Genomic DNA, 22,565 nt, shown 5'->3' with positions numbered 1-22,565 from the left:
CCTACTCCCGCAACCAGGTCGAATAAAAAATACACAACACCTTCAGAATACAAGTGATCATCCAGATCAATCGATTAACGGCGTAACCTCCGCAGGCTCACACCCTCAAGGTCGAAGGGCCAAAGCCGGCTCACGAAAACAAAACCTCAATGAATTGAAACTGTTACTTGAAAGCCAGCCTCACCACCGAATCTGGCTTCAATAAACAAAAGGTCTATAGAACCAAGCAGTTACCCTTGTTAGCTTTTCAAGCTCACTGGTAGGGATATTTCCGAATGCTGGCTCGGCAAGCGCTCTTGATAGGCTTTTTGGCGGTTGTTTCAGCGTTACTGCTGTTGGCGAGCACAGAAGACGCACAAGCTCAGCTTGCTTGCCCTACAACGACTATCGGTGGAGGTATTCCCGGCGACGGTGCAATACCGGGCGTTTTTACTGCGGATGGGAATACATGCAACGCAGGCTCTGCGTCGATCTTTACGTCTGAATACAGCGATCTTCCCAACCAATGTGCCTTTCAAGCGCGTTTTGTAGCTGGCAGACGAACATCTGATGCATTGTGCCTTGCTTTGCCACACGACGGCGACGTTGCGGCGACGGACACAAATGGTATGCGCGTTGCCTTCGCAGAAGGCACGACTCAGACGGCGAGTAATATTTCAACGCTCACATGCCCCGGTGCGACCTCGATTACCGGTGTCGGTACAACCTTGGGAGAGGTGATCCTCGCTGATGGTGCCAGCTGCGTGTTGACCGCCTTGGCCCCCGCGATCGGTGGCGGGACTTATGGGCTCTCCGGGTCCACAATCTCGCGCGTTGGCGGTGACTATTATATGACCGCCGGCACGATTTCCGGCGGTGCCTATGGTGGGGCAGCGGCAGGTACATCTCCGGCACTTGCTGTAAGCGGCAACCTCATTGCAATCCCTTCCGGAGATACAACGCCGAGCGCGGCGGATGGGACAATTCTGAGTGCGGCAAATATTGGTGGCACAGCCACAACGCAGAATTTTTCCATTGCAAACTCCGGCACCGGCCAACTCACGATTTCAAGTATCACGTTTTCCGGCGATGCCGCGTCAGAGTTCAGTGTGACCTCTGCGCCCGCCACGAATACAGCGCCTAGTGGGGGGACGACAAATTTCACCGTGTCCTTTGCCCCGACGGTTGCAGGGGTCCGGAATGCCGTTCTTCAGATAAATTCGAACGATCCGACCAACGATCCATATACCTTTGCCTTGCAGGGGACCGGTGTGGATGTGACTGACCCTACCGTAACATTAAGCAGATCGGTGACGGCAGACCCCACGAATGTGAGTACGATCACTGTGACCGCAACCTTCAGTGAGGCGGTCACGGGGTTTGTGGCTGGCGATGTAGTGGTGTCGGCTAATGCTACCGTGAGCAACTTCAACGACACGCTCAACCCGATTTTCACCTTCGATGTCACGGCAAATTCAGATGGCGCGGTGACCGTAGACGTCCCGGCCAATTCCGCGACGGATGGATCCGCCAACGGCAACACAGCGGCAACGCAACTTGGCTGGACCTTTGACGGTACCGGACCTGTGGTTGCCATATCGGGGCCAAGCGATGTTCAGTCCTCTGATTTCAGGGTCACGATCAACGTAAGCGGAACGACAGCTGCCCTCGCTTTGGGCGATCTTGTTGCGACAAACGCGGCTTTGTCTGATTTTGATGCCACTTCAGCGCCGTCGTCCTATTCGGTTCTGGTCTCTCCGACGTTTGGGCAAACGGTCTCCGTCACTGTTCCTGCAAATACGCTCGTTGATGGGGCGGGGAATGTAAATGATGTGGCGAGCTATTCTGTGCTGTCTGGCAATGCGCTGTCAGAGTTTCAGGCGAATGAAGCAGAGTTGCAAAACGTCATTCAGTCTGACGCGCGCCGCATGCTCGTGACCGAAATGTCGACAAATACGGCAATGATGGGCATGGCTTTGGATCGTTTCATCGGGCGTGATACGGCGTCGGACAACGCGGGCACGCGCAATGATCTGGGCGGCTTTTTGCAACTTAATATCAACGATCTCGCATCGCGGATGGAGGGCAATTTTCACGACCTGTCGACCACACCGGGCTTGGGCAAAAGCCGCTATGCATTCGGGGATTTTGCGCTCGTAGAGGACCAGACGGGTTCTATGACTGGGCAAGCCGCAGGACGCGTGAGTTGGGAATATGAGCGGTCTGAGACGTTTTCGCTGGGGGTCTTCATCGGCGGTTCCGTTGCGCGGTCCGACGTTAAAGGCACGATCTCTGGGGATGTTGATAGTGTCGGGCTTGTTGGCGGTGGATATGCCCTGAACCGCATCGCCGAGAACTTGTTTGCGACGGCCTATCTGGGCGTTGGCAAAACCTGGAGCGACTTTTCTGGAAGTACGGCTTCAACCGGCGGCTCTGGCCTGACGACTTTTGATGCAAGTTACGATAGTGAGTCTTACTACGCCGGGCTGGAACTTTCAGGCAGTCACACGATGCGCAGGTTTGAAGTTCGACCGGCGCTTTCTTTTGATTTTGGGCAGACGGACGTCGGTGTCGTAGGTTTCAATACTTCGGGGTTTGGAACGACTGCCTTCGCAACGAGTGACCTAGGGCAAGTCACGATTGCCGAGCTCGCCGCGTCTACAAAAGTGATCTTTCCCGTGGCTCTAAGTCCCAACGTGGATGCCCAGTTCAATGTTGAGCCGAGTACCATGTGTCGTCGCCAAACCAGTTCAACGCAAACCAGTAAGCACTGCGGTCTGGGACTTAACTTGAGTATGGAAGCCTCAAACCAGAGTGGGTCTTTAAATTACGGGCTACGCTTTGGGTATGCAGAGGCTGGCGATTTGAAACAATCGTCACTCGGGGCAAGCCTTTCGATGGCTTTTTGAGCAGTCTTCGGCAGGACTCCTCAGAGTGCGCTTAGCAGCACGTGACTGAGCTGGGCCTATGAGAACCAATTCAATTTCTCCGAAATCCTGCACCAGACAGATAAACTTCTAGCCAGACACGCTTTTTTTGTGACATCTTGGCGGCAAGTGAGGTGTGTTTTGCCAGTTGAACTAACGTATGAAATGGGTGTCGTTCTCGCGATTTTGGGCGTCACTATCGCATTATTTGTCACCGAACTCTTTCGGATCGATTTCACCGCAATCCTTGTCATGGTCTCTCTTGGACTGTTGTCGCAATTTCCCGGGTTGGGAAACCTTGCTGATGGGACCAGGCTGTTTGATGGTTTTGCGTCCAATGCCGTTATTTCGATCATAGCGGTTATGATTATCGGCGCCGGACTCGATAAAACCGGCCTGATGAGCCGAGTGGCAGCCGCGATTTTGAAGTATGGTGGAAAGACGGAATTTCGAATAATTCCAATCGTTTCCGGCACAGTCGGCGTAATTTCCAGCTTCATGCAAAACGTCGGTGCCGCAGCCCTTTTCCTGCCAGTCGTCAGCCGAATTTCGGTCCGTACGGAAATCCCCATGAGCCGGCTTTTGATGCCCATGGGCTTTTGCGCGATCCTTGGTGGGACGATGACAATGGTCGGCTCGTCGCCCTTGATTTTGCTGAATGACCTGCTGGTGACCTCGAACGCGGTTCTGCCGGCGGATCAGCAGATGGAGAGTTTTTCTCTCTTTTCCGTTACGCCGATCGGTGTTTGCCTTATCGTAACGGGCATCCTTTACTTTATGCTGCTTGGGCGGTGGGTCTTGCCGGGCAGCGCGATGAAATCCGAAGCGGGCAGCGGTCAGTCTGTGCGCGACTATCTGAAAAAGATCTACGGGCTAAAGTCCGACCTCGTAGAGGTCGTCGTGCCCGAGGGCTCTATTCTGCGGGGGCATAGTTTCTCTGATATCATGTTGGCCCATAATCTCTATATCATCGGCTCTTATCACCGTGGTCAGAAATGGTTCACGCCAACCTTGGATACCGAAGTCGAGGATCCCTGTCGTCTGGCTGTGCTTGGGCGGCGTAAGGTTATTCAGGCGATGGCGGATGATTATGGGCTAGAGGTTCTGCCAGAGCTCGACATCTTTGCCGAGACGTATGCTCCCACCGTATCAGGCGTCGCCGAGGCGGTTATTCCGCCCGATTCCAATCTGATCGGTCAAACCGCACGCAGTTTGGCAATGCGCAAAACCTATGGCCTAGGGCTATTGGCCATTCACCGCGGCGGCGAAACCCTTAGTCTTGTTGAAACCGAAGAACACGAGGCCACGAATGTGGGGCAAGTGGAGTTTCAGGCGGGCGACACTCTGGTTGCCTTCACGGCTTGGGACAATCTGACTCGCATCTCTAAAGGACGCGACTTGGTGGTCGTGACCTCAGACTACCCACGTGACGAGCTGCGTCCGCACAAGGTGGCTTGGGCTCTAGTGTTTTTCCTCATCGCATTGGGGCTGATCCTCTTCACCGATCTGCGCCTGTCTATCGCGCTTTTGGTGGGGGCCACCGGCATGATCGCAACCAATGTTCTTCGCATCGACGAAGCCTATGAGGCCGTTAGTTGGTCGACGGTTTTCCTCTTAGCCAGCCTGATCCCCTTGGGGCAGGCCGTACAAAATACCGGCACGGCGGAATGGATCGCGTTTCAGATTCTGAGTCTATTAGACGGTTGGCCCATTTGGGCGTTGCAAGTGGGGCTTGCGGTGCTCGCGACCGGATTTACGCTGGTGATGTCTAATGTCGGTGCCACGGTGCTCTTGGTACCGCTCGCGGTCTCGATCGCAGTGGCGGCAGGGGCGGACCCGGCGATCTTTGCGCTGACCGTTGCGATTTCGACCTCAAACTCGTTCTTGATCCCAACCCATCAGGTGAACGCGCTGATCATGGGGCCGGGCGGCTACAAGGTGACAGACTTTATGCGCACGGGTGGCATTATGACTGTCTTATTCCTGCTGGTCTCTTTGACGGTCATGAACTTCATCTACTAAGCCAAACTGCGATCTGGAATAGGCGCGACGCGCGACCTCATTAGGCGTGCGACAGATGCAATCTGCATTTGTGGATGCGCATTTTGTAGATATGCATTGATATTTTCTCGATTTGTGGGGCAAAGGTTAATGCGGCGTGTGGGGAGTTTGTGAGAAGCCCCATAAGCGTCGCACTTCCATCCTCTGACTATTGTGGGGCCGTGACTTGAGTGACTTTATTTTCAACGCTTTGGCGTCAGAGTGTCGTCAGCGGTTAAAGGACGATGGTTATGAGATCCTGCATGTGGAAGACCTTAGCAAAATTCGAGACCTTGTCGAAATCCTGGGGAAACCCTATCTGACGCCGCGCCTGTCGCCTTTTCTGAATGATTTCACCCCGAACAATTGTTTCTGGCTGCTGCTGACACGAGGCGACGAAACCGTTGCCGCAGGTGGTTGCCGGTTTGACGATCTGGGCAGCATGAAACTCAGCCAGTTCTGGCGCAATTGCGTGGCGCGCCATTATGACCGTACGGGAGGGGCCGTGGTACATGTGGCACCGCCAGTGGACGACTATCTCTCTGGTCGACTGGCATATTTCGGCGATCTGATCGTGCATGAAGAATTTCGCGGTGCGAAGGCAGGGCGCGTGCTGAAACGATTTACGCATTTCGCGATTGCTTTTGCCATGCTCAAGTTCGACCCGTCCTCCGTCTATGCCTTTGTTAAAGAAAAGGACGCAGGTCGTGGCGCGATGAAATTCTATGGGTTTAACACTGTAATTCACAACGCCCAGACTTGGTCAAATGCCCCCAAATACCATCGCGATGACGACGCCTGTTTTTTTGTGAGCCAGAAGTACTTTAGCTATTATGCCAAGCTTTTGACGGACTCACCGGAGAAGCTCTGACAGGTTTACGATCAGGGGCCCGTGGTCCTCGGAGTCAAACCGGATCAAGAGCCGCAAGTAGTCCATCCGAATGCGTTCGCCATGATCAACCGCGGCCGCATTCAGGGTTTCGATTGTGTATAGAAATTCACCTTTGGCCGCCTGCTGATAGTCAGCCAGAAACCGCATCCGAAGCTGTGGAGGCGCTGCATCTAGGGATGCCTGCAATTGCTCGATGTCGGTGCGTTTCAACGTTTTGGACGTCAGACTTTCTTTGCCCATGCGGAACACGCGTAGCCGCGTGTCACCATGTTGCGGCGCATGAAAGATGTCGACTTGTTCGATGTAGGGCTCCAGCCCACTCAACAGCCCGCCCGAGCGATAATAGATCAGCGCCAGGGAATGGGCGTCCAGAACCTTTTCATCCTGAGCATGTCGCAGTTTTGTGGTCTGCAAAAGTTGATCAAACAGCGCATCCGACAAAGGTGTGACATCGCTTTCCGTGAGCAGGGAAGGCGGCTCATCACTTGCAAACCAGCTGAGGGAAGTGTCAGTCGCCTCTGAGATTTTGCGCATGGTCTCAAAGGGAATATGTCGCTGGTTTGAGATCTGCGCATGCAAGGTCTGATACTTTAGCCCGGCCGCGTGGCAAAGCGCTCTTAGGGTAATCTTCTTATGTCGACAAAGCTCTTCGATTCGCGTGCCGACGTAAGGGGCGTCTGTCTTGTTTTTGTACATGCGTATAAAATCGATCCAAAAAAACTACACGAATATGGATACAATCCCGGGTTTAGTCAACGAAAACGTGTATTTTTGCGTGTGACTTTAGGTCAAATTGCGGTGTCATGCCTTTTTGACGTGCCGGTTTAGCCTTCGTCCGACTGCTGTGAATAAGAGGATCAGCACGAGTGTGAAAAAGATGAAATAGGCCGCGATAATCGGGTAGGGGACAAAGGGGTTGAAGGTCTTGTCCGCAAAGTAATTCGCGTAATAGAGCGCATCGCCTTTTTGCCGCCACGCTGGGAAGCTGGCAAAGAACACCAGGGCCGTCGCGTGAAAAAGAAAGATTGCTTCGTTTGTGTAGCTCTCCCAAGCCAGACGCAGCATGGACGGAAAAACGATCCGGCGGAACTTGGTCCGCGCGCTCATGCCGATCGCGTCTGCGGCCTCGATATCGCCGCGCGGAATGGCCTGAAGCGCACCGTAAAAGATCTGCGCCGTATATGCCGAGGTGTTCAGGAACAGAACAATCAACGCCCCCAACCAGGCCTTTGTTAGCCAACGGGTCTCGACCGTGATCTCGATGAACCCAAGGTTCAGATCATAGCCGAGCTTTGGGATCAGAACGAAGGTCTCATAGGCGATGAAGAACTGGATAAAGAGGGGCGAGCCTCGGATCACGAAGATGAAACTCTGGGCAGGCAGGCGCAGCCATGGGTTCGTCGAGGCACGAGAAGTCGCGAGGCCAATCGCCAGAAAGAATCCAAGCAACAGCGCGAAAAACGCGAAATAGAGGTTCCAGATCATGCCGGATCCGATCAGCACCACGTGCTCACAAAGCGTGAAATCGGTCTTAGGGAGCAGCCGTTCGCCTATGCCAACCGCACGCAAACCATAATCCTGAAGCGTCTCAAAACAGCTCATGTGGTGCCTCCGACGGTGGCCTGGCCACGGCTGACCCATTTGGTGATGCGCCCAAAGGCTTTCTCACTGACCCAGGTCAGCAAAAGGTAGAACACCAAAAGCACCATGAAGTAACCAAGCCGCCAGTCGCCATGCGGATAGTCAAAGATCGCGGTTTTCGACCCGCCCAACTCGCGTGCCCAATAGACAACGTCCTCGACACCAAGCAGGAACAGAAGCGGCGTGGCCTTGATCAGGATCATCCACAGGTTGGACAGCCCGGGCAGCGCATAAACCCACATCTGCGGCAGGTGAATGCGGCGGAAAATCTGACGCGGAGACATGCCATAGGCGACACCGGTTTCAAGCTGGGCATGCGGTACGGCGTTCAGGGCACCGTAGAGTGTATTGGCGGCAAAGGCTCCGAAAACGATACCAAAGCCAACGGCGGCCAGCACAAACCCATAGATCTCGTGGATCCATTGCGGGGCGGTCCCAAGCGGCATCTTGGCCTCGGGGCAGACGCGGAAATCATTGCCTTGGCGAATGGGCTCTGCCCAATCGGGACAGAGCGCAACGTGGCGCAGATATTCGATCCCCTGATCCAAGGCGATCAGCGCGAAGAGGAAAAAGATGATGTCGGGCACACCGCGCACCATCGAGGTGTAGACCCAGCCAAACCACCGCACCGGCGCGATCTGCGAGCGACGCGCAAGCGCGCCTGCAAAGCCAAGCGCCATGATCAGCGGGACGGTAAATAGCAAGAGCGACAGCACCGTGATGAAGCTGAAATAGAACGCCATATGCTTGCCGTTGGTCAGGTAACAGGACCACCAGACAAAGCCTTCAAGACTTTTTGGATCAGCGCAGAATTCAAACATCAGGGGGACAATCGCTGCAAGGCCGCCCGAAGGCGGCCTTGAGATTTAGATCAGTGGATTAGAACTTGACCATACGGCCGTCAAACCACTTGGCGATCAGATCGGATAGGGTGCCGTCTGCTTTCATCGATGCAATCGCTGCGTCCATTTTCGCCTTCAGCTCGCCGTCGGACTCCCGGATACCCATGCCAACGCCACCACCGATAGAGACGCTGTCATCTACGATGGTCAGCTCGCCGCCAGATGCATCAACGATTGGCTTGAGGTACGCGAAGTCCGCCAGAACCGCGTCTGCTTCGCCGGAACGTACCGCCGCGACGGTCTCTTCTGGGGTTGCGAATTCAACCAGCGTTGCGCCGGATTCAGCCACATAAGCCGCCTGAATGGTCGCGGTTTGCGCCGCGACTACGCCGCCTTTCACGTCCATGTCCGCGCCGGACAGAGCGACATAGGCGGATGGATCTGGTGGGAAGTATTCCTGAGTAAAGTCAATGACTTCGTCACGCTCTGCGGTGATGGACATGCCCGCGATGATGGTGTCGTAGTTGCCGGATACGAGATTCGGGATGATGCTGTCCCACTCGTTGGTGACCCAGGTACACTCCAGACCTGCGCGCTTACACAGCTCGTCACCCACCTCACGCTCAAAGCCGTCGATCTCGCCGGAATCGTTGATGAAGTTATACGGAGGGTAGGCGCCCTCGGTGCCCATGCGGATGGTTTCTGCAGTCAGAGCAGAGGCCGCGAAGGTCGCTGCCAGCGTGGCTGCGCCTGCGAGTTTCAGAAAAGTTGTCATAGTTTACTCCCTAAGCTTTTGTTTTCTTAGTTGGTTGGTCACAGGATGCTGGCCAGAAAGGCCTTACATCTCTCTGATTTCGGATTTTCAAAGACCTGCTCGGGCGGGCCGTCTTCTTCGACCTTGCCGTTGTGCAGGAAAATAACGCGGTTGCTGACTTCGCGGGCAAATCCCATCTCGTGGGTCACAACCACCATGGTGCGGCCTTGTTCGGCCAATTGGCGCATGACGCGAAGCACTTCACCGACGAGTTCGGGGTCCAGCGCGGAGGTGGGTTCATCAAACAACAGAACCTTTGGGTTCATTGCTAGGGCGCGGGCAATGGCCACACGCTGTTGCTGCCCGCCCGAAAGCTGGCTTGGGTATGCGTCGGCCTTCTGCGCGATGCCGACTTCGTCGAGCACCTTCAACGCCTCTTCGCGCACCTCGTCCTTAGGACGGCCCAAGACCTGAACCGGGCCCTCCATGACGTTTTGCAGAACGGTCATATGGGACCAGAGGTTAAAGCTCTGGAACACAAACCCCAGCTGCGACCGCAGACGCTGGATCTGTTTTGCATCCGCGCCGATGATATTGCCCTTGGCATCCTTTCGCACCGAGACCTCTTCGCCCTCAAGCACGACGCGGCCTTTGTCAGGCACGTTCAGAAAATTGATACAGCGCAGGAAGGTTGATTTTCCCGACCCCGAAGAGCCAAGAATAGAGATCACATCGCCCTCATGGGCGGTGAGCGATACGCCTTTGAGAACCTCCAAATCGCCGAAGCTCATATGGATATCCTCTGCGATCAGCGCAGGAGCATTATCGAGCAAGCAGGTCCCCTCATCGTCTTGCCACGCGGGCTTACCCTCATGCCGCGTGATCCAGTGAGACTGCTGTAATTTGAAAATCAGCGCAAGTGGCAAACGGACGATTGTGCCGTTCAGTCAACGGTTTGACGAAAATTAGTGGCGTGTTTTGACGATCCGTAGTCGCCTGTGGCGTGATTTTGATCAAGGCGGGGATGTGGTTCTTTAGGTCGCGTGTCAGGCGGTGCGACGCAATAGATAAATATCCATAATCCAGCCGTTTTCAGCACGGGCTTTGGCGCGGGTTTCAATGATCTCGTCACATTGACCCGACAGCTCACCCGAGCGCAGAATCTGCTGCGGCATGCCCACATAGCCACCCCAATAAATCCTCGCAGGGACGTCCAAAACGTGCTGAAATGAACATTCTCCATCCAGCATGACCGCCAGCGTATCCACGCCCTCTGGCCAGCCATGATCGCGCAACTGGCGACCAGTCGTGATCTGCACCGGCGCGCCCAGCGTGTTCAGCGGGATCGCGTGGGCAGCGGTCAGCATTTGCAAAGACGTAATGCCGGGCACGACGCGGGTATTTAGGCTGATGCCCTTCGTCGCAACACGTTCGGCAATGCGTAGCGTGCTGTCATAAAGGCTCGGGTCTCCCCAGACCATGAGGGCGACTTTGGCGTTGGAACTGCCGTGTTCGGCGATCAAACCTGTCCAGATCTCGGCCAAGGCATCATGCCACGTGTTCACGCCATCCAGATATTTTGGCGTCTTCGCATCGCGCACCGGATAGTCAAATTCCACGACTTTGGGCTTTGTTTTCAGGAGATCGGCAACGATATCGCGACGCAGATCGGCAAGCTCTGTCTTCTCATCCCCTTTGCGCGGCAATAGGATCAGGTCGGCCTCTTCCAACACGCGGATCGCTTCCAGCGTCAGATGCTCGGGATTACCCGAGCCGATGCCGACCAGAGACAGCTCGATCATCTACGCCTCCGCCAGTTCGCCGAACAGGATCAGACCGGGCGCGGTCGAGATCTCTTCTTTGAGCTGTGCCGCCAGCTCTTCCATGGTGCTGCGCTGCAGGGTCTGTTCCGGATGGCTTACGCTTTCGGCCAAAAGGGCCGGACAGTCGCGGCGCAATCCGCTGGCAAAGAGCTTTTCCGCCAGTTCAGGGAAGGTGCGTTTGGGCATGAATAAAACAGTGGTGGCACCCGGGTCGGCGAGGGCTTGCAGGTTCAGGTCTCCGGGGAGGGCACCAGCCACGTCATGGCCCGTCACGAATTGCACACGTCGTGCGACAAGGCGGCGGGTCAGGGGGATGCCAGCGGCAGCCGCAGCGGCCGAGGCCGAGGTCACGCCGGGGATGATTTCGTAGTCGATGCCCGCTTCTTTAAGAGCGGTGATCTCTTCTTCAAGGCGGCCAAAGATGCCGCTGTCGCCGGATTTCAGGCGCACCACATGGGCGTCTTTGCTGGCGTAGTCGACCAATAGCTGGCTGACGTGATGCTGTTTCGGTGAAGGCCGACCGGCGCGTTTGCCGACGCCCACAAGGTCAGCGTCCTTGCGCGCGTGTTCAAGGATCGGGCCTGCAGACAGGTCGTCAAACAGGACCGCATCGGCTTTGCCCAAACGGTCCACCGCCTTCAGGGTCAAAAGCTCGGGGTCTCCGGGACCAGAGCTGACGAAACTGACGAAACCACTCATGACTTAGCTTCCGTGATCATGTGAAAAAAGGTGCCCGTGACATTGCCTTTGATGGATCCGGTTTCCGGCACCGGATTGCCATCGGCATCTGCGACCTCGGCCAGAGGCGCGTCGGGTTCTTCTAGAATTGTTGTATAGTGGAACTCATGCCCGCGCAGGCGTTGACCTGCTTCATAGCCAAGCATCGGTGCTTTGAGCGTGACCTGGCGATAGCCCAAGTGGAACTTGCGTTTCTGAAACGAGGTCACCAAACCCAGAAGGCCTGCCATCTGGTGTTTCTCGCCTGACTTGTCGATTAGAACATCGCCCAAGGCCATGTAGCCCCCGCATTCTCCATGGACGGGCTTGGTTTCTGCGTGTTTGCGCAGGGCGGTCTGATAGTTGGTCGCGGCGGCGAGTTTGCCTGCATGCAGTTCAGGATAGCCTCCGGGCAGCCAGACCAGATCGGCGTCTGGGGCTGGGGCTTCGTCTGCGAGGGGCGAAAACGGCACCAGTTCCGCGCCCGCCGCGCGCCAGCCGGTGACCAGATGCGGATAGGTGAAAGAAAACGCCGCGTCCTGCGCCATGGCGATTTTCTGCGCGGGTGGCTTGGGGAGGGTGGCGTCTCCTGTGGGCGGGCAGGGGCCGCCGTTGCTACCCTCAAGGGCCGCTTTCTTGATCGCCTCAAGGTCGACGTTTTCGCGCAAAAACGTAGCATAGCCTGCGATGGCGGCTTCGAGGTCGGGATGCTCGACGGCTTGGATCAGACCAAGGTGGCGTTCTGGAAGGGCGAGGTCTCCGCGGCGAGGTAGAACGCCCAGCACGTTGATACCCGCCTGATCCATGCCGAGGCGCGCAAGGCGTTCATGCCGCGGGCTGGCGCAGCGGTTCAGGATCACGCCCGCAAAGGGCAGATCTGGATTGTACATTTTGAACCCAAGCGCCGTGGCGGCGGCAGATTGCGCTTGGCCGCCGACGTCGATGACCAGCACAACCGGCCAGCCCATCATCAGGGCGGTTTCGGCAGAGGAGCCAAAGCCAGACTCTCCCCGTGTGGCGACGCCATCAAACAGCCCCATCGATCCTTCAGCGACAATGATCTCTGCGCCCTCGGATTGCGCTGATAACCCTGCGATCAGGCTTTCGGGCATGGCCCATGTGTCGATGTTATAGCTGGGCCGATGCGCGGCGGCGCGGTGGAAGGCCGGGTCGATGTAATCGGGGCCAGATTTGAACGGCTGAACCTTCAGGCCATCCTCGGCCAAGGCACGCAAAAGGCCGAGCATCACGGTGGTTTTGCCGGTGCCCGAGGAGGGCGCGGAAATCATCAATCCGGGGACGAAACTCATCACTCAGTGCCTTTCGTTCTTTGTTCAATCATCGCCATGTTGCCAGCTGGCCCAGGGGCTTTCAGCGGTCTGGGGACGGTAACGGCGGTCGTAATCATGGGCGTAGAGGCAGCTTTCCTCAAAGCCTTCGCCCGCGAGTGCGGGGCCGACAAGGATCAGGGCGGTGCGGCTGACGTGTTCGGGGACATCTGCCTTGAGGCTTGCCAGTGTGGTGCGGATGATCTGTTGATCGGGCCAGCTTGCGCGATAGACCACCGCTACGGGGCAGGCCGCGCCATAGGCGGGCGTGAGGTCTGCGATCACATTGTCCAGATTGCCAATCGATAGGTGGATCGCCAATGTCGCGCCGGTGGCTGCGAAGTTCGTGAGGGTCTCGCCTTCGGGCATGGTCGAGGCGCGCCCCGGCGTGCGGGTCAGGATCACCGATTGCGCGAGGCCCGGAAGCGTGAGTTCTGTTTCCAAAGCCGCCGCTGCGGCCGCGAAACTCGGCACACCCGGGGTGACAGATACGGGGATTCCCTCGGCACGCAAACGGCGGAGCTGCTCGCCCATGGCGGACCAGACCGAGAGGTCTCCGGAATGCAGCCGTGCCACGTCTTGGCCTGCCTTGGTGGCGGCTTTGCATTCGGCGACAATCGCGTCCAGATCCATCGGGGCCGTGTTCACAATCCGCGCGCCCTCGGGACAATGGGACAAGAGTGCCTCTGGCACCAGAGAGCCCGCATATAGGCACACAGGACAGGACGCGATCAGATCGCGGCCCCGAAGGGTGATCAAATCTGCGGCCCCCGGGCCTGCGCCAATAAAATGCACGGTCATCTTGCGTCGTCCTTGATGGCGAGAGCGCATGTGGCCATGCGGTCCTCTGAAATATGACGTTGCGCCATAAGCCGCCCTTCTGCGCCAGCCGCTGCCAGAGCGCAAGCCTCGGCAACGCTGCCAGTGCCGCGTTTTTCGATAACGCGGGCGGCTTGTGTTGGGGTTTCGATGGCCTGCATCACCTCGGAGTCGATGGGCAGAACCTTGAGGTCAAGCTCTGCCGCCAGTTGGCGAATGCAGAGAGCGCCAGCTTTGTCCTGCGGTACCGCCAAAAGATCCGCGCCGCCGCCGAGGCGGTCATAGGCGTTCTTGAGGCTGTCTTTCGTGGCCCCCGCGCGGAACCCGAAACCTGCGACGATCATAGGGTGACGCTCCATTGCACGATGGGGTAGCTGGATTTCCAGCCGCGTTTGCGACCCAGCGGGTTGGACTGGGCGAGTTCAATGCGCATGAGGTCTCCGCCTTTGTCGGCATGCCATTTGGCGATCAGAGCCTCCGCTTCGAGCGTGACGCCGTTGGCGACAAGGCGGGTGCCTGCGGGGATGTTGGCCCAGATCCACGCGAGCATTTCCTCGGAAATACCGCCGCCGATAAAGATGGCATCGGGCGCGTTTTGTCCTTCAAGCGTTTTCGGCGCGGCGCCTGAAACTACGTTCAGGGTCAGGCCAAAGCTGTCCGCGTTCTCTTTGATCCGCGCTGCACGGTCGGGGTTGATTTCAAATGCGGTGGCCGACAGGGATGGATGGCTCATCAGCCATTCGATTGCAATCGAGCCCGACCCGCCGCCGATGTCGCAGAGATGCTCGCCATGTTTGGGCGCAAGGGCCGATAGGGTCAGCGCACGGACGGGACGTTTGGTGATCTGGCCATCGTTCTCAAACAAGACGTCCGGTCGGCCTGAGGCCAGAGGGATCGACGCGCCGTCACCCGCAATTTCAAGACCAACCGAAACGGGGTGAGCGGCCTCATTGGTGCCCTCATCGGCGCGGATGGTGAAGACCCGTTCGCGAGGCCCGCCGAGCGCCTGCAGGACATGGATTTGTGTTGCGCCAAAACCTTGGTCCGTGAGCCAGTGCGCAAGCAAGTTCACGACCTCTCCGTCACGCATGGTCGCAAGAATCCTTTGCCCAGACGCCAAATGCGGGCGGAGCCGTGCAAAAGGGGCCGCATGCAGACCGAAACTCGGCGTGGTTTCCAAAGGCCAACCCAGCCGCGCCGCTGCCAAAGAGAGCATCCCGCTGCCCGGCAGCGCGCGCCATTCGCTTGGAGTAAGCGCGCGGGTGATCGCGCTGCCTGCGCCATGCCAGAAGGGATCGCCCGAGGCCAAGGCCACCGTTTGGCGGCCCTTAAACCCATTTAAGATCGCAAGGCCATCGGCGAAGGGCACAGGCCATTCAACCAGCTCAGCGGTCACGTCCGGCAGCAATCCCAAGTGCCGTTTCGCGCCCATAATGACCTCGGCCTCTTGCAAAGCTGCAAGGCTTGCCGCAGACAACCCTTCTGGGCCATCTTCGCCCAAACCCACAATGGTCAACCAAGGTTTCGCGTCAGCCATGTCGACACATCTCCTTATTCTGGGCGGCACCACCGAGGCGAGCGCTTTGGCGCGGGCGGTGGCTGAGGCAGGTATCCCCGCGACCTTCAGCTATGCAGGCCGCGTGGACAGCCCCAAGACCCAACCGATCCCGCAGCGTGTCGGAGGCTTTGGTGGCGTGGCGGGTCTGGTGGCATACCTTTGCGAGCATAACATCACGCATGTGGTTGATGCCACGCACCCTTTTGCCGCGCAAATGAGTTGGAACGCCTTTCACGCCTGCGCAGAGGCTAGCGTGGAGCTGATGGCTTTGACGCGTCCGGCGTGGGCGCGGGAGGCGGGGGACCAATGGACCCATGTGCCCGATATTGCCGGGGCAGTTGCCGCGCTGGAAGGATCGCCAAAACGCATCATGTTGGCGCTGGGCCGGATGCATGTTGAAGACTTTGCGGCCCAGCCGCAGCACCATTATGTATTGCGTTTGGTCGATGCGCCGAGTGTCGCGCCGAGCCTGCCCAGACACAGTGTTGTCGTCGCGCGCGGCCCCTTTGATGTGGCAGGCGATATTGCTTTGTTCAAAGACCAAGCCGTCGACATCGTTGTTTGCAAAAACGCGGGCGGCATTGGGGCTGAGGCGAAAATCCATGCCGCGCGGGCGCTGGGTCTGCCGGTGGTGATGATCGACAGGCCTGCGCTCCCAGCGCGCCGAGAGGGGGCGACTGTAGAAGCCGTGTTGGAGTGGTTGGCGCAAAGCTAACACGGGCGTCTAACCCTCGACCGAACGCGGCGTATAGATCAGCGGGTCCGCGTTGCAGCGTTCAATCAATCGGGTTTGCGAGTTGCCAAGCAACACGACCGTGCGCATGTCGGCCATGTCTTCAGTGACCTCGGTCAGCGGGACAATCTTGATCGTCTGATCCGGACGGCTGACATTGCGCGCAAAGATCATGGGCCGGTCGTCGCCACAGGCTTCTTGGAGGGCCTTGACCGCTTTGCCAAAGCCTTCGGGGCGTGATTTCGAGCGCGGATTGTAGAAAGCCATCGCGAAATCTGCCTCCGCCGCCAGCCGCAGGCGTTTTTCGATCAGCTCCCACGGCTTCATATTGTCGCTGAGGTTGATCGCGCAGAAATCATGCCCCAAGGGCGCGCCGCAGGCGGCGGACGCCGCGAGCATCGCCGTAATGCCCGGCAGAATCTGAATGTCGATGTCGCGCCACGCAGGCTCTCCGTGTTCGACCGCTTCTAAAACTGCGGCCGCCATGGCGAAGACGCCGGGATCTCCGGATGAAACCACGACCACGTGTTTGCCCTCGGACGCCATCTCTAACGCATGCCGAGACCGGTCGATTTCGACCCGATTGTCTGACGGGTGCAGGGTTAAGCCCGGCCGTTCCGCTACGCGTGCCACATAGGGAATGTAGCCGACGATATCGGTGGCTTTGGCAAGCGCCTCCGTGACTTCTGGCGTCACGAGCGCATCATTGCCGGGCCCGAGGCCTGCGATTACGACAGATCCGCTCATGGGCGGCGGCCCTGACCATGGACGATGATGATCGAGAAATAGGGGGTGACCTTTTCCGTCATCGCAGAGAGTTTGCAGACCGTCTGTTTCGGCATGGTCGCGAATTGCACAAGATACGCGTCGTCATATTTACCGCCCGCTTTCAGCGCGCGCACCACTTTGTCGAAATTCGTGCCGATTTTCATGATCACGAGGGCATCTGTTAGCTGGATGTGCTCGACCAGCTTTTCTTCGGAATGTGTGCCCATGATCACGGTCAGAACATCGTCGCCCCAAGTGATCGGCGCACCGGTGGCCGTCCAGGCACCAGACATACCGGTGATGGCGGGGACGACCTCGACCGGGACCACGTCTTTGACGCGGGTGTAGATATGCATGAAGGAGCCGTAGAAGAACGGGTCGCCCTCGCAGAGCACCACCACGTCTTCGCCAGATTGCGCCAGCGCGATCAGATGGTCGGTGACCTCTTTGTAAAAGGCCGAGAGGATCTCGTTATAGCGCGGATCGGTTAGAGGGATCTCGGTTGTGACCGGATACTCCATTGGGAACTCGACCGCGCCTTCGGGGATCATGCCTTCGACGATCTGGCGCGCTTGTCCCTTGCGGCCAGCTTTGCGGAAGAACGCCACGTGTTTGGCATTGCGCAAGAGACGGTCGGTTTTGACGCTCATCAACTCTTGGTCGCCCGGGCCAAGGCCGATGCCGTAGATGGTTCCTGTCATGGCGCTATTCCTTGCGGCTGGCGATGGCGTTGATCGCAGCGACTGTCATGGCGGATCCACCCAGACGGCCTTCGACGATCATGCAGGGTACCGGCCGGTCATTCCAAAGCGCGTCTTTGGACTCGGCGGCTCCGATGAAGCCAACGGGGCAACCGATGATTGCAGCAGGGCGTGGGCAGGTCGGGTCTTCGAGCATGTTCAGAAGGTGGAAGAGGGCCGTCGGCGCGTTGCCAATCGCCACAATCGCGCCGCCCAATCGGTCGCGCCAATGTTCCAAAGCGGCGGCAGAGCGCGTGTTGCCGATCTCTTTGGCCAGCTCATAGATACCGTCGGCGTGCAGCGTGCAGATTACCTCATTGTCCGCAGGCAGGCGCGGGCGGGTGACGCCCTCAGAGACCATACGCGCATCACAAAAAATCGGCGCGCCGCCTTCCATGGCGGTCCGCGCTGCGGCGACCATGCCGGGGGTGAATTTGACGTGTTTTTCTAGCCCGACCATGCCTGCGGCATGGATCATGCGCACGACGACCTGCTCCTCGTCCTTGTCAAAGTCCCCAAGGGCGGCCTCGCGGCGGATGGTGGCAAAGCTCTCGTCATAGATGGCTTGGCCGTTTTTCTCGTATTCGTATGGCATCAAAACTCTCCGATGCGGGTCTTTAGGTCGTCAGGGCTGAGGCCTGTCAGGATGGGGGCATCCCATGCGTGGCCGTCTTTCACAAGGTCAAACATGCCGTCGCGCCCCACCAATGTCAGGTCAGAGGGTCGCGCGCGGGCGCAGCCTTTGGAGCAGCCGCTGATGTGAATGCGTTTGTTGGTCATGCCGGCGAGGGAGGCCGCGAGGTCGCGGGTCTCAACCGAGGCCGATTGGCACATCGGAGCCCCAGGGCATGCGTCCACAGTCAGGCGTGGATCATCTGCCGATGTGATGAAATCAGAGGTCTCGCAGGGCACTGCGTCCTCCAACAGAAACAGCCGCCACGGGGTCGTGCGCAGTGCAGTTGCCCCGCTGGTCTCGATGAGATTGAGCAGGGCTTTGGCGTCAATCTGACCAAAGGGAGCCCCTAGTATCTGTCCCAGCGCGTGAGGGCCCGGCGTGGCTTTGATATGCGGGGCACGTGGTGCGATCTGTTGCCAATCTGGTGCGAGCTCTTGAATGGCTAACAGAGACTTCATGCGACGCAGTTCGCCCGTTGCATGGCCAGCGAACCACTTCGCGAGGTCAATAATGGCATCGACCGCGGTGTCGACTGTAACAGGTCTGCCGGTCGTCGCTCCATCGGCGCGGAGGATAAGACCAGTTTCAGCAGCTTCTACACGGATGTCAGCGGAGGCTTTCGTCAAGATGGGGGCAGGGCCTGCGTCAATCGCCATTCCGAACTTGGCGGGTAAGTTTGGCAAGTCATGCAAGCGCGCCATGAGGTTTTGCGCGATCACATGGCTCGCGTCCCCAGCGCGCCAATCGAAGGGCAGAAGGATGTTGCGACGGGCCTCAAGGTCTGGATCATCGGGCAAGAGGTCTAGCTCGTTTAACGCTTCGAGAAGCGTTTCGTGATCGCGCTCTGACACGCCTCGGATCTGCATATTTGCGCGGCTGGTCAGGTCGATGACCCCCGAGCCGAAACGTTTTGACAAGTCACATAGGCCAATCACCTGATCGCGCGTCATGCGCCCAAAAACTGGTCGGATCCGTACAACCAGCCCATCGCCCGACATCATCGGTCTATAGGCACCGGGGCACCAGCCTTTGGCGGCGGGGCGGCTCACGCGATGCGCTCCAGATCCGCGAGGATCGAGTTGCGTCGGGTTTGCCAAAGACCTGCCTCATAAAGCTCGGCAAATCGGGCCTGCATGGCGGCCAGTGCTTCTGGGTTGTGCTCTTGCAGGAAGGCCACGATGGCGTCATCCCCAAGGGTCGCATCGTGATAAGCGTCAAAGAGTTGCGGATGTACGGCGTCGGCGAGATGCGCAAAGGCTGCCATATGTTCGAGCGTCGCGGCGATCTCGGCCCCACCGCGGAAGCTGTGGCGCATCATGCCCGCCAGCCAATCAGGATTGGTGGCGCGGGCATGCACTACGCGAGCGACCTCTTCGTCCAAAGCTCGAGCGCGGGGGCGCTCTGGATTGGTGCTGTCGAGGTGATAGAGGTTTGCGTCTCCGCCCGTGATAGATTGCGCGGCGGCGAAGCCTGCTTCGTGGCTGGCGTAATCGACGGCCAAAAGGATATCGGTTTCTGGCAGATCCTGAGCATGCACGAAACTGTCGGCAGCGGCCACACGGTCGCGGATGCCCGTTTGGTCTTGGTGCGGTGTGTCCTGATCCAAGGCCCAGGAGGAGGCCGACAACCAAGCCTCGCCAGCACGCAAGCGGCCCTCTGCGCCATAGTCAGTCAGGTGCCCAATGCCCAACCCATAGCTGCCCGGCGCTGGGCCATAGACGCGCGGAGCAGGGGTGTCGCCAGCAAAAGGGTTCCAGTCGCGGGATTCCTCGCGGGTCGCCAAAGCGCGAACGGCCTGTGAAAAGAGCGCTGAGAGCGATGGAAACACATCGCGGAACAGGCCCGAGACGCGCAGAGTCACGTCGATGCGCGGGCGGTCGAGCATGGCGATTGGAAGAATTTCGACACCAGAAACCCGCTCAGACCCTTCATCCCACACAGGCTTCGCGCCCAAGAGATGGAGCGCCATTGCGAATTCTTCGCCTGCCGTGCGCATGGTGGCCGAGCCCCAGAGATCTACGATCAGGTTCTTGGGATAGTCGCCTTCTTCTTGGAGGTGCCGGCGGACCAGTTCCTCGGCGAGTTTGACGCCCTGTGCATAGGCGGAGCGGGTGGGCACAGACCGAGGGTCAGTGGTGAAGAGATTGCGACCGGTCGGCAGCACGTCGGTGCGGCCTCGGTAAGGTGAGCCAGAGGGGCCGGCTTCGATCCGTTTGCCTTTTAGCGCGCGCGTTAAGGCTGCGCGTTCCGATGTTGCAGAAGGGGCCGCGTCAAAGGCCTCTTGGCCTTCCGGCGCGCGACCAAAGACATGCAGCCCGTCGCCGAATTGGCTTTCTTTGATGTCACAGACGAAGGTGTCGATGCGGGTTATGGCTTCGGCGAGGCAGGTGGCCCCGTCTAATCCCAATTGCGCAGCCAGCCCCAGAGCCTCTGCCTCGTCGCGGATACCGTCCTGCAAGCGATCTCTGCGTTTCGGGTCGAGGCCGTCGGCGTTGGAAAATTCGTCCAAGAGGCTTTCCAGATGGGCGAACCTCTGCGGGGCCGCGCTTTCTTTTAAGGGCGGAGGCACATGGCCCAGTGTTACGGCACCGATGCGGCGTTTGGCTTGGGCGGCTTCGCCGGGGTCGTTGACGATGAACGGATAGATGACGGGCATATGGCCCGCTAGTGCTTCGGGCCAGCAAGTGTTTGACAGGGCGACGGATTTGCCGGGGAGCCATTCCAGCGTGCCGTGTGCGCCTACGTGGATGAGCGCATCTGCGCCAAAGCTTTTCCGCAGGCATAGGTAAAAGGCCACATAGGAATGGCGCGGGGTGCGGGCAAGGTCGTGGTATTCGTCCTCGCGGACGTCTTCTGATCCGCGTTCTGGTTGGAGGGCGATTATGACATTGCCCCGCCGGATTGCTGCGAATTCAAAGACGCCGTTTTTGACCAGAGCGTCCGTTTCAGGAGACCCCCAAACCTCTGTCAAATCTTCGACCAACTCTTGAGGTAGGTCGCTTAGCGCTTCGGTATACTCCACCAGCGAGAAACGCAGGGACTGAGTGCCGAGCGCCGCGCCGAGCCAGCCCGCGTCGCCGCCGTGGGTCTCAAACCCCTCGGACGCGAGATCCTCTACGATGGCCTCAGCACTCGCTAAAGCATCTAGACCCACAGCATGGGCCATATTCCAATCGGCTCCGGGGTAGGTCGACAGAACCACCGCCGCTCGTTTTTCGGGCACTGGCGTTTCAGACAGCTTCACCCATGCCGCGACTTTGTCGGCCACGGCCTCGATCCGATCCGCATGGGCGCGGTGGCCAAAGCGGGAATACTGCAGGTCTGGGTCTTTCTTGCCCGGCTCTTTGAACGAGGCCACGCCTGCGAAAAGCCGCCCGTCGACCTCTGGCAAAACCACGTGCATGGCAAGGTCTGCTGGTGCAAGGCCGCGTTCACTTTCAGCCCAGGCTTTCTTGCGCGAGGTCGCCAGAGCGATCTGAAAGACCGGCGCGTCTGTGGCATCCAAAGGCGAGGTGCCATCGCTGCCTTTGCCGGAAAAGGCCGTGGCATTCACGACGGCAGCGGGCGCAAGCTCTTGCAAGGTCTGCGCAATCCAAGCCGCCGCTTCTGGCTGTTTGAGAGTGGGTGCGAACAGTCCCATAACCTCGAAGCCACGTGCTCGGAGCGCAGTGAACATGGCTTCAATCGGGGCGAGATCGGCCGAGCTGACATAGCTGCGATAAAAGGTCAGCGCGACGAGCGGTTTGTCTGTCGTGCGCTGGGCGTCACAGACCCCGGTTTCGGGTGTCCAGCCGCCAAAGTCTGGCAGTTGTTTGGATCCGACCACAGGTTTCGCATAGATCCCCGCCGCAATCGCCAATTGCGCCAAAGCGGCCTGCGCCGCGACGGCTCCGCCCGTGTCACAAAGATGCGCAAGGCGTTCCAGTGTCGACTTGGGCAGGGTCGAGACCTCGTCCAGCCGTGTATCAGGCCGCCCATCCGCAGGTAGCACGGCCAGGGCAATTCCCTTGCGCCTTGCCAGATCTTGCAATTGCTGGATGCCGTAGGACCAATAGGGGATGCCGCCGATCAAACGCACCAAAACGGCCTTCGCGCCCTCAAGCGTGTTCTCGACATAGGTGTCGACGGACAGCGGGTGTTTCAACGCCGAGATATTCGCGAGCCTCAGAGACGGCAGATCATCCTTGCCTCGATGCCAGCCCGCCGCGAACGCGCCGAGGTCGCTGTCGGAATAGGACAATACCACCAGATCCGCCGGAGTCTGTCCGACGTCAAAGGGCGTTTCCGTTTCCTCGAGCCCGTGGCTTTCGCGAAAGACGACGTGCATG

General features: G+C 58.5%; 20 protein-coding genes. 4 read left to right on the top strand and 16 right to left on the bottom strand.

Going from position 1 to position 22,565, the window contains the following annotated elements:
* Nucleotides 1-275 precede the first annotated feature (275 nt).
* The 3 genes from WG622_RS05625 (at nucleotide 276) to WG622_RS05615 (ending at nucleotide 5,817) form a co-directional block, all read left to right on the top strand.
* A complete protein-coding gene (locus WG622_RS05625) occupies nucleotides 276-2,888 on the top strand; it encodes a choice-of-anchor D domain-containing protein (RefSeq protein WP_339402672.1) in 2,613 nt (870 codons plus the stop codon).
* Between the two features lie 183 nt (nucleotides 2,889-3,071).
* Nucleotides 3,072-4,928, top strand: a complete 1,857-nt coding sequence (locus WG622_RS05620) for an SLC13 family permease (protein WP_339402700.1) — start codon at nucleotides 3,072-3,074, stop codon at nucleotides 4,926-4,928.
* A gap of 205 nt (nucleotides 4,929-5,133) precedes the next feature.
* The gene (locus WG622_RS05615; RefSeq protein WP_339402671.1) at nucleotides 5,134-5,817 is read left to right on the top strand and encodes a hypothetical protein; all 684 of its coding nucleotides are present in this window, start codon (nucleotides 5,134-5,136) and stop codon (nucleotides 5,815-5,817) included.
* Here WG622_RS05615 and WG622_RS05610 read toward each other — a convergent pair.
* The 11 genes from WG622_RS05610 to cbiE all read right to left on the bottom strand — a co-directional run bounded on the left by WG622_RS05610 (nucleotide 5,800) and on the right by cbiE (nucleotide 15,299).
* Nucleotides 5,800-6,534: a helix-turn-helix domain-containing protein gene (locus tag WG622_RS05610; RefSeq protein WP_339402670.1), complete on the bottom strand. Its 735-nt coding sequence runs from the start codon at nucleotides 6,532-6,534 to the stop codon at nucleotides 5,800-5,802. The genes WG622_RS05615 and WG622_RS05610 overlap by 18 nt on opposite strands.
* Nucleotides 6,535-6,639: 105 nt before the next feature.
* The gene (locus WG622_RS05605) at nucleotides 6,640-7,440 is read right to left on the bottom strand and encodes an ABC transporter permease subunit (RefSeq protein ID WP_339402669.1); all 801 of its coding nucleotides are present in this window, start codon (nucleotides 7,438-7,440) and stop codon (nucleotides 6,640-6,642) included.
* Nucleotides 7,437-8,300, bottom strand: coding sequence for an ABC transporter permease (locus WG622_RS05600; RefSeq protein ID WP_339402668.1), 864 nt, complete (start codon nucleotides 8,298-8,300; stop codon nucleotides 7,437-7,439). Before WG622_RS05600 ends, WG622_RS05605 begins: the two co-directional genes overlap by 4 nt.
* A 58-nt stretch (nucleotides 8,301-8,358) precedes the next feature.
* Complete coding sequence (locus tag WG622_RS05595) at nucleotides 8,359-9,096, bottom strand: transporter substrate-binding domain-containing protein (protein WP_339402667.1); 738 nt, start codon at nucleotides 9,094-9,096, stop codon at nucleotides 8,359-8,361.
* Nucleotides 9,097-9,134: 38 nt separating this feature from the next.
* Nucleotides 9,135-9,866 (bottom strand): ABC transporter ATP-binding protein, encoded by a 732-nt coding sequence (locus WG622_RS05590; RefSeq protein WP_339402699.1) that lies wholly within the window; start codon nucleotides 9,864-9,866, stop codon nucleotides 9,135-9,137.
* A 255-nt stretch (nucleotides 9,867-10,121) separates the two neighbouring features.
* Nucleotides 10,122-10,877, bottom strand: coding sequence for a precorrin-6A synthase (deacetylating) (gene cobF / locus WG622_RS05585; RefSeq protein ID WP_339402666.1), 756 nt, complete (start codon nucleotides 10,875-10,877; stop codon nucleotides 10,122-10,124).
* On the bottom strand, nucleotides 10,878-11,597 hold the full coding sequence (cobA, locus tag WG622_RS05580) for a uroporphyrinogen-III C-methyltransferase (protein ID WP_339402665.1): 720 nt from the start codon (nucleotides 11,595-11,597) through the stop codon (nucleotides 10,878-10,880).
* Entirely contained in the window at nucleotides 11,594-12,925 is a 1,332-nt protein-coding gene (locus WG622_RS05575) for a cobyrinic acid a,c-diamide synthase CobB (protein ID WP_339402664.1), read from the bottom strand. The genes cobA and WG622_RS05575 overlap by 4 nt, the downstream gene beginning before the upstream one ends.
* 24 nt (nucleotides 12,926-12,949) lie before the next feature.
* On the bottom strand, nucleotides 12,950-13,744 hold the full coding sequence (gene cobM / locus WG622_RS05570) for a precorrin-4 C(11)-methyltransferase (RefSeq protein ID WP_339402663.1): 795 nt from the start codon (nucleotides 13,742-13,744) through the stop codon (nucleotides 12,950-12,952).
* The gene (locus tag WG622_RS05565; protein WP_339402662.1) at nucleotides 13,741-14,106 is read right to left on the bottom strand and encodes a cobalamin biosynthesis protein; all 366 of its coding nucleotides are present in this window, start codon (nucleotides 14,104-14,106) and stop codon (nucleotides 13,741-13,743) included. Before WG622_RS05565 ends, cobM begins: the two co-directional genes overlap by 4 nt.
* A complete protein-coding gene (gene cbiE / locus WG622_RS05560) occupies nucleotides 14,103-15,299 on the bottom strand; it encodes a precorrin-6y C5,15-methyltransferase (decarboxylating) subunit CbiE (protein ID WP_339402661.1) in 1,197 nt (398 codons plus the stop codon). Before cbiE ends, WG622_RS05565 begins: the two co-directional genes overlap by 4 nt.
* On the opposite strand from cbiE, the gene WG622_RS05555 reads away from it, so the two are divergent.
* Nucleotides 15,298-16,035 (top strand): cobalt-precorrin-6A reductase, encoded by a 738-nt coding sequence (locus tag WG622_RS05555; protein ID WP_339402660.1) that lies wholly within the window; start codon nucleotides 15,298-15,300, stop codon nucleotides 16,033-16,035. The two genes, cbiE and WG622_RS05555, sit on opposite strands and share 2 nt — an antisense overlap.
* Nucleotides 16,036-16,044: 9 nt before the next feature.
* On the opposite strand, the gene cobJ is transcribed toward WG622_RS05555, so the two are convergent.
* From cobJ to cobN, 5 genes are read right to left on the bottom strand one after another with little or no spacing between them, the layout of a single operon-like run.
* Nucleotides 16,045-16,800 carry a precorrin-3B C(17)-methyltransferase gene (gene cobJ / locus WG622_RS05550; RefSeq protein WP_339402659.1) on the bottom strand — a complete coding sequence of 252 codons (756 nt, stop codon included), beginning with the start codon at nucleotides 16,798-16,800 and terminating at the stop codon, nucleotides 16,045-16,047.
* Nucleotides 16,797-17,522 (bottom strand): precorrin-2 C(20)-methyltransferase, encoded by a 726-nt coding sequence (gene cobI / locus WG622_RS05545; RefSeq protein ID WP_339402658.1) that lies wholly within the window; start codon nucleotides 17,520-17,522, stop codon nucleotides 16,797-16,799. The genes cobJ and cobI overlap by 4 nt, the downstream gene beginning before the upstream one ends.
* A 4-nt stretch (nucleotides 17,523-17,526) precedes the next feature.
* Nucleotides 17,527-18,156 (bottom strand): precorrin-8X methylmutase, encoded by a 630-nt coding sequence (locus WG622_RS05540; protein ID WP_339402657.1) that lies wholly within the window; start codon nucleotides 18,154-18,156, stop codon nucleotides 17,527-17,529.
* Nucleotides 18,156-19,286, bottom strand: coding sequence for a precorrin-3B synthase (cobG, locus tag WG622_RS05535; RefSeq protein WP_339402656.1), 1,131 nt, complete (start codon nucleotides 19,284-19,286; stop codon nucleotides 18,156-18,158). The genes WG622_RS05540 and cobG overlap by 1 nt, the downstream gene beginning before the upstream one ends.
* Nucleotides 19,283-22,564: a cobaltochelatase subunit CobN gene (cobN, locus tag WG622_RS05530; protein WP_339402655.1), complete on the bottom strand. Its 3,282-nt coding sequence runs from the start codon at nucleotides 22,562-22,564 to the stop codon at nucleotides 19,283-19,285. The genes cobG and cobN overlap by 4 nt, the downstream gene beginning before the upstream one ends.
* Between the last annotated feature and the right edge of the window lies 1 nt (nucleotide 22,565).

It is taken from the genome of Cognatishimia coralii (genome assembly GCF_037478305.1).
Lineage (GTDB): Bacteria > Pseudomonadota > Alphaproteobacteria > Rhodobacterales > Rhodobacteraceae > Cognatishimia > Cognatishimia coralii.
Note: the sequence above shows the minus strand (reverse complement) of the source record. Positions and strands in the feature narration are given on the sequence as shown.

Bases quoted from the DNA above. Each gene is read 5' to 3' on its own strand.
- WG622_RS05625 (WP_339402672.1), top strand. From the start codon at position 276: ATGCTGGCTCGGCAAGCGCTCTTGATAGGCTTTTTGGCGGTTGTTTCA.
- WG622_RS05620 (WP_339402700.1), top strand. From the start codon at position 3,072: ATGGGTGTCGTTCTCGCGATTTTGGGCGTCACTATCGCATTATTTGTC.
- WG622_RS05610 (WP_339402670.1), bottom strand. From the start codon at position 6,534: ATGTACAAAAACAAGACAGACGCCCCTTACGTCGGCACGCGAATCGAA.
- WG622_RS05605 (WP_339402669.1), bottom strand. From the start codon at position 7,440: ATGAGCTGTTTTGAGACGCTTCAGGATTATGGTTTGCGTGCGGTTGGC.
- WG622_RS05600 (WP_339402668.1), bottom strand. From the start codon at position 8,300: ATGTTTGAATTCTGCGCTGATCCAAAAAGTCTTGAAGGCTTTGTCTGG.
- WG622_RS05595 (WP_339402667.1), bottom strand. From the start codon at position 9,096: ATGACAACTTTTCTGAAACTCGCAGGCGCAGCCACGCTGGCAGCGACC.
- WG622_RS05590 (WP_339402699.1), bottom strand. From the start codon at position 9,866: ATGAGCTTCGGCGATTTGGAGGTTCTCAAAGGCGTATCGCTCACCGCC.
- cobF (WP_339402666.1), bottom strand. From the start codon at position 10,877: ATGATCGAGCTGTCTCTGGTCGGCATCGGCTCGGGTAATCCCGAGCAT.
- cobA (WP_339402665.1), bottom strand. From the start codon at position 11,597: ATGAGTGGTTTCGTCAGTTTCGTCAGCTCTGGTCCCGGAGACCCCGAG.
- WG622_RS05575 (WP_339402664.1), bottom strand. From the start codon at position 12,925: ATGAGTTTCGTCCCCGGATTGATGATTTCCGCGCCCTCCTCGGGCACC.
- cobM (WP_339402663.1), bottom strand. From the start codon at position 13,744: ATGACCGTGCATTTTATTGGCGCAGGCCCGGGGGCCGCAGATTTGATC.
- WG622_RS05565 (WP_339402662.1), bottom strand. From the start codon at position 14,106: ATGATCGTCGCAGGTTTCGGGTTCCGCGCGGGGGCCACGAAAGACAGC.
- WG622_RS05555 (WP_339402660.1), top strand. From the start codon at position 15,298: ATGTCGACACATCTCCTTATTCTGGGCGGCACCACCGAGGCGAGCGCT.
- cbiE (WP_339402661.1), bottom strand. From the start codon at position 15,299: ATGGCTGACGCGAAACCTTGGTTGACCATTGTGGGTTTGGGCGAAGAT.
- cobJ (WP_339402659.1), bottom strand. From the start codon at position 16,800: ATGAGCGGATCTGTCGTAATCGCAGGCCTCGGGCCCGGCAATGATGCG.
- cobI (WP_339402658.1), bottom strand. From the start codon at position 17,522: ATGACAGGAACCATCTACGGCATCGGCCTTGGCCCGGGCGACCAAGAG.
- WG622_RS05540 (WP_339402657.1), bottom strand. From the start codon at position 18,156: ATGCCATACGAATACGAGAAAAACGGCCAAGCCATCTATGACGAGAGC.
- cobN (WP_339402655.1), bottom strand. From the start codon at position 22,564: ATGCACGTCGTCTTTCGCGAAAGCCACGGGCTCGAGGAAACGGAAACG.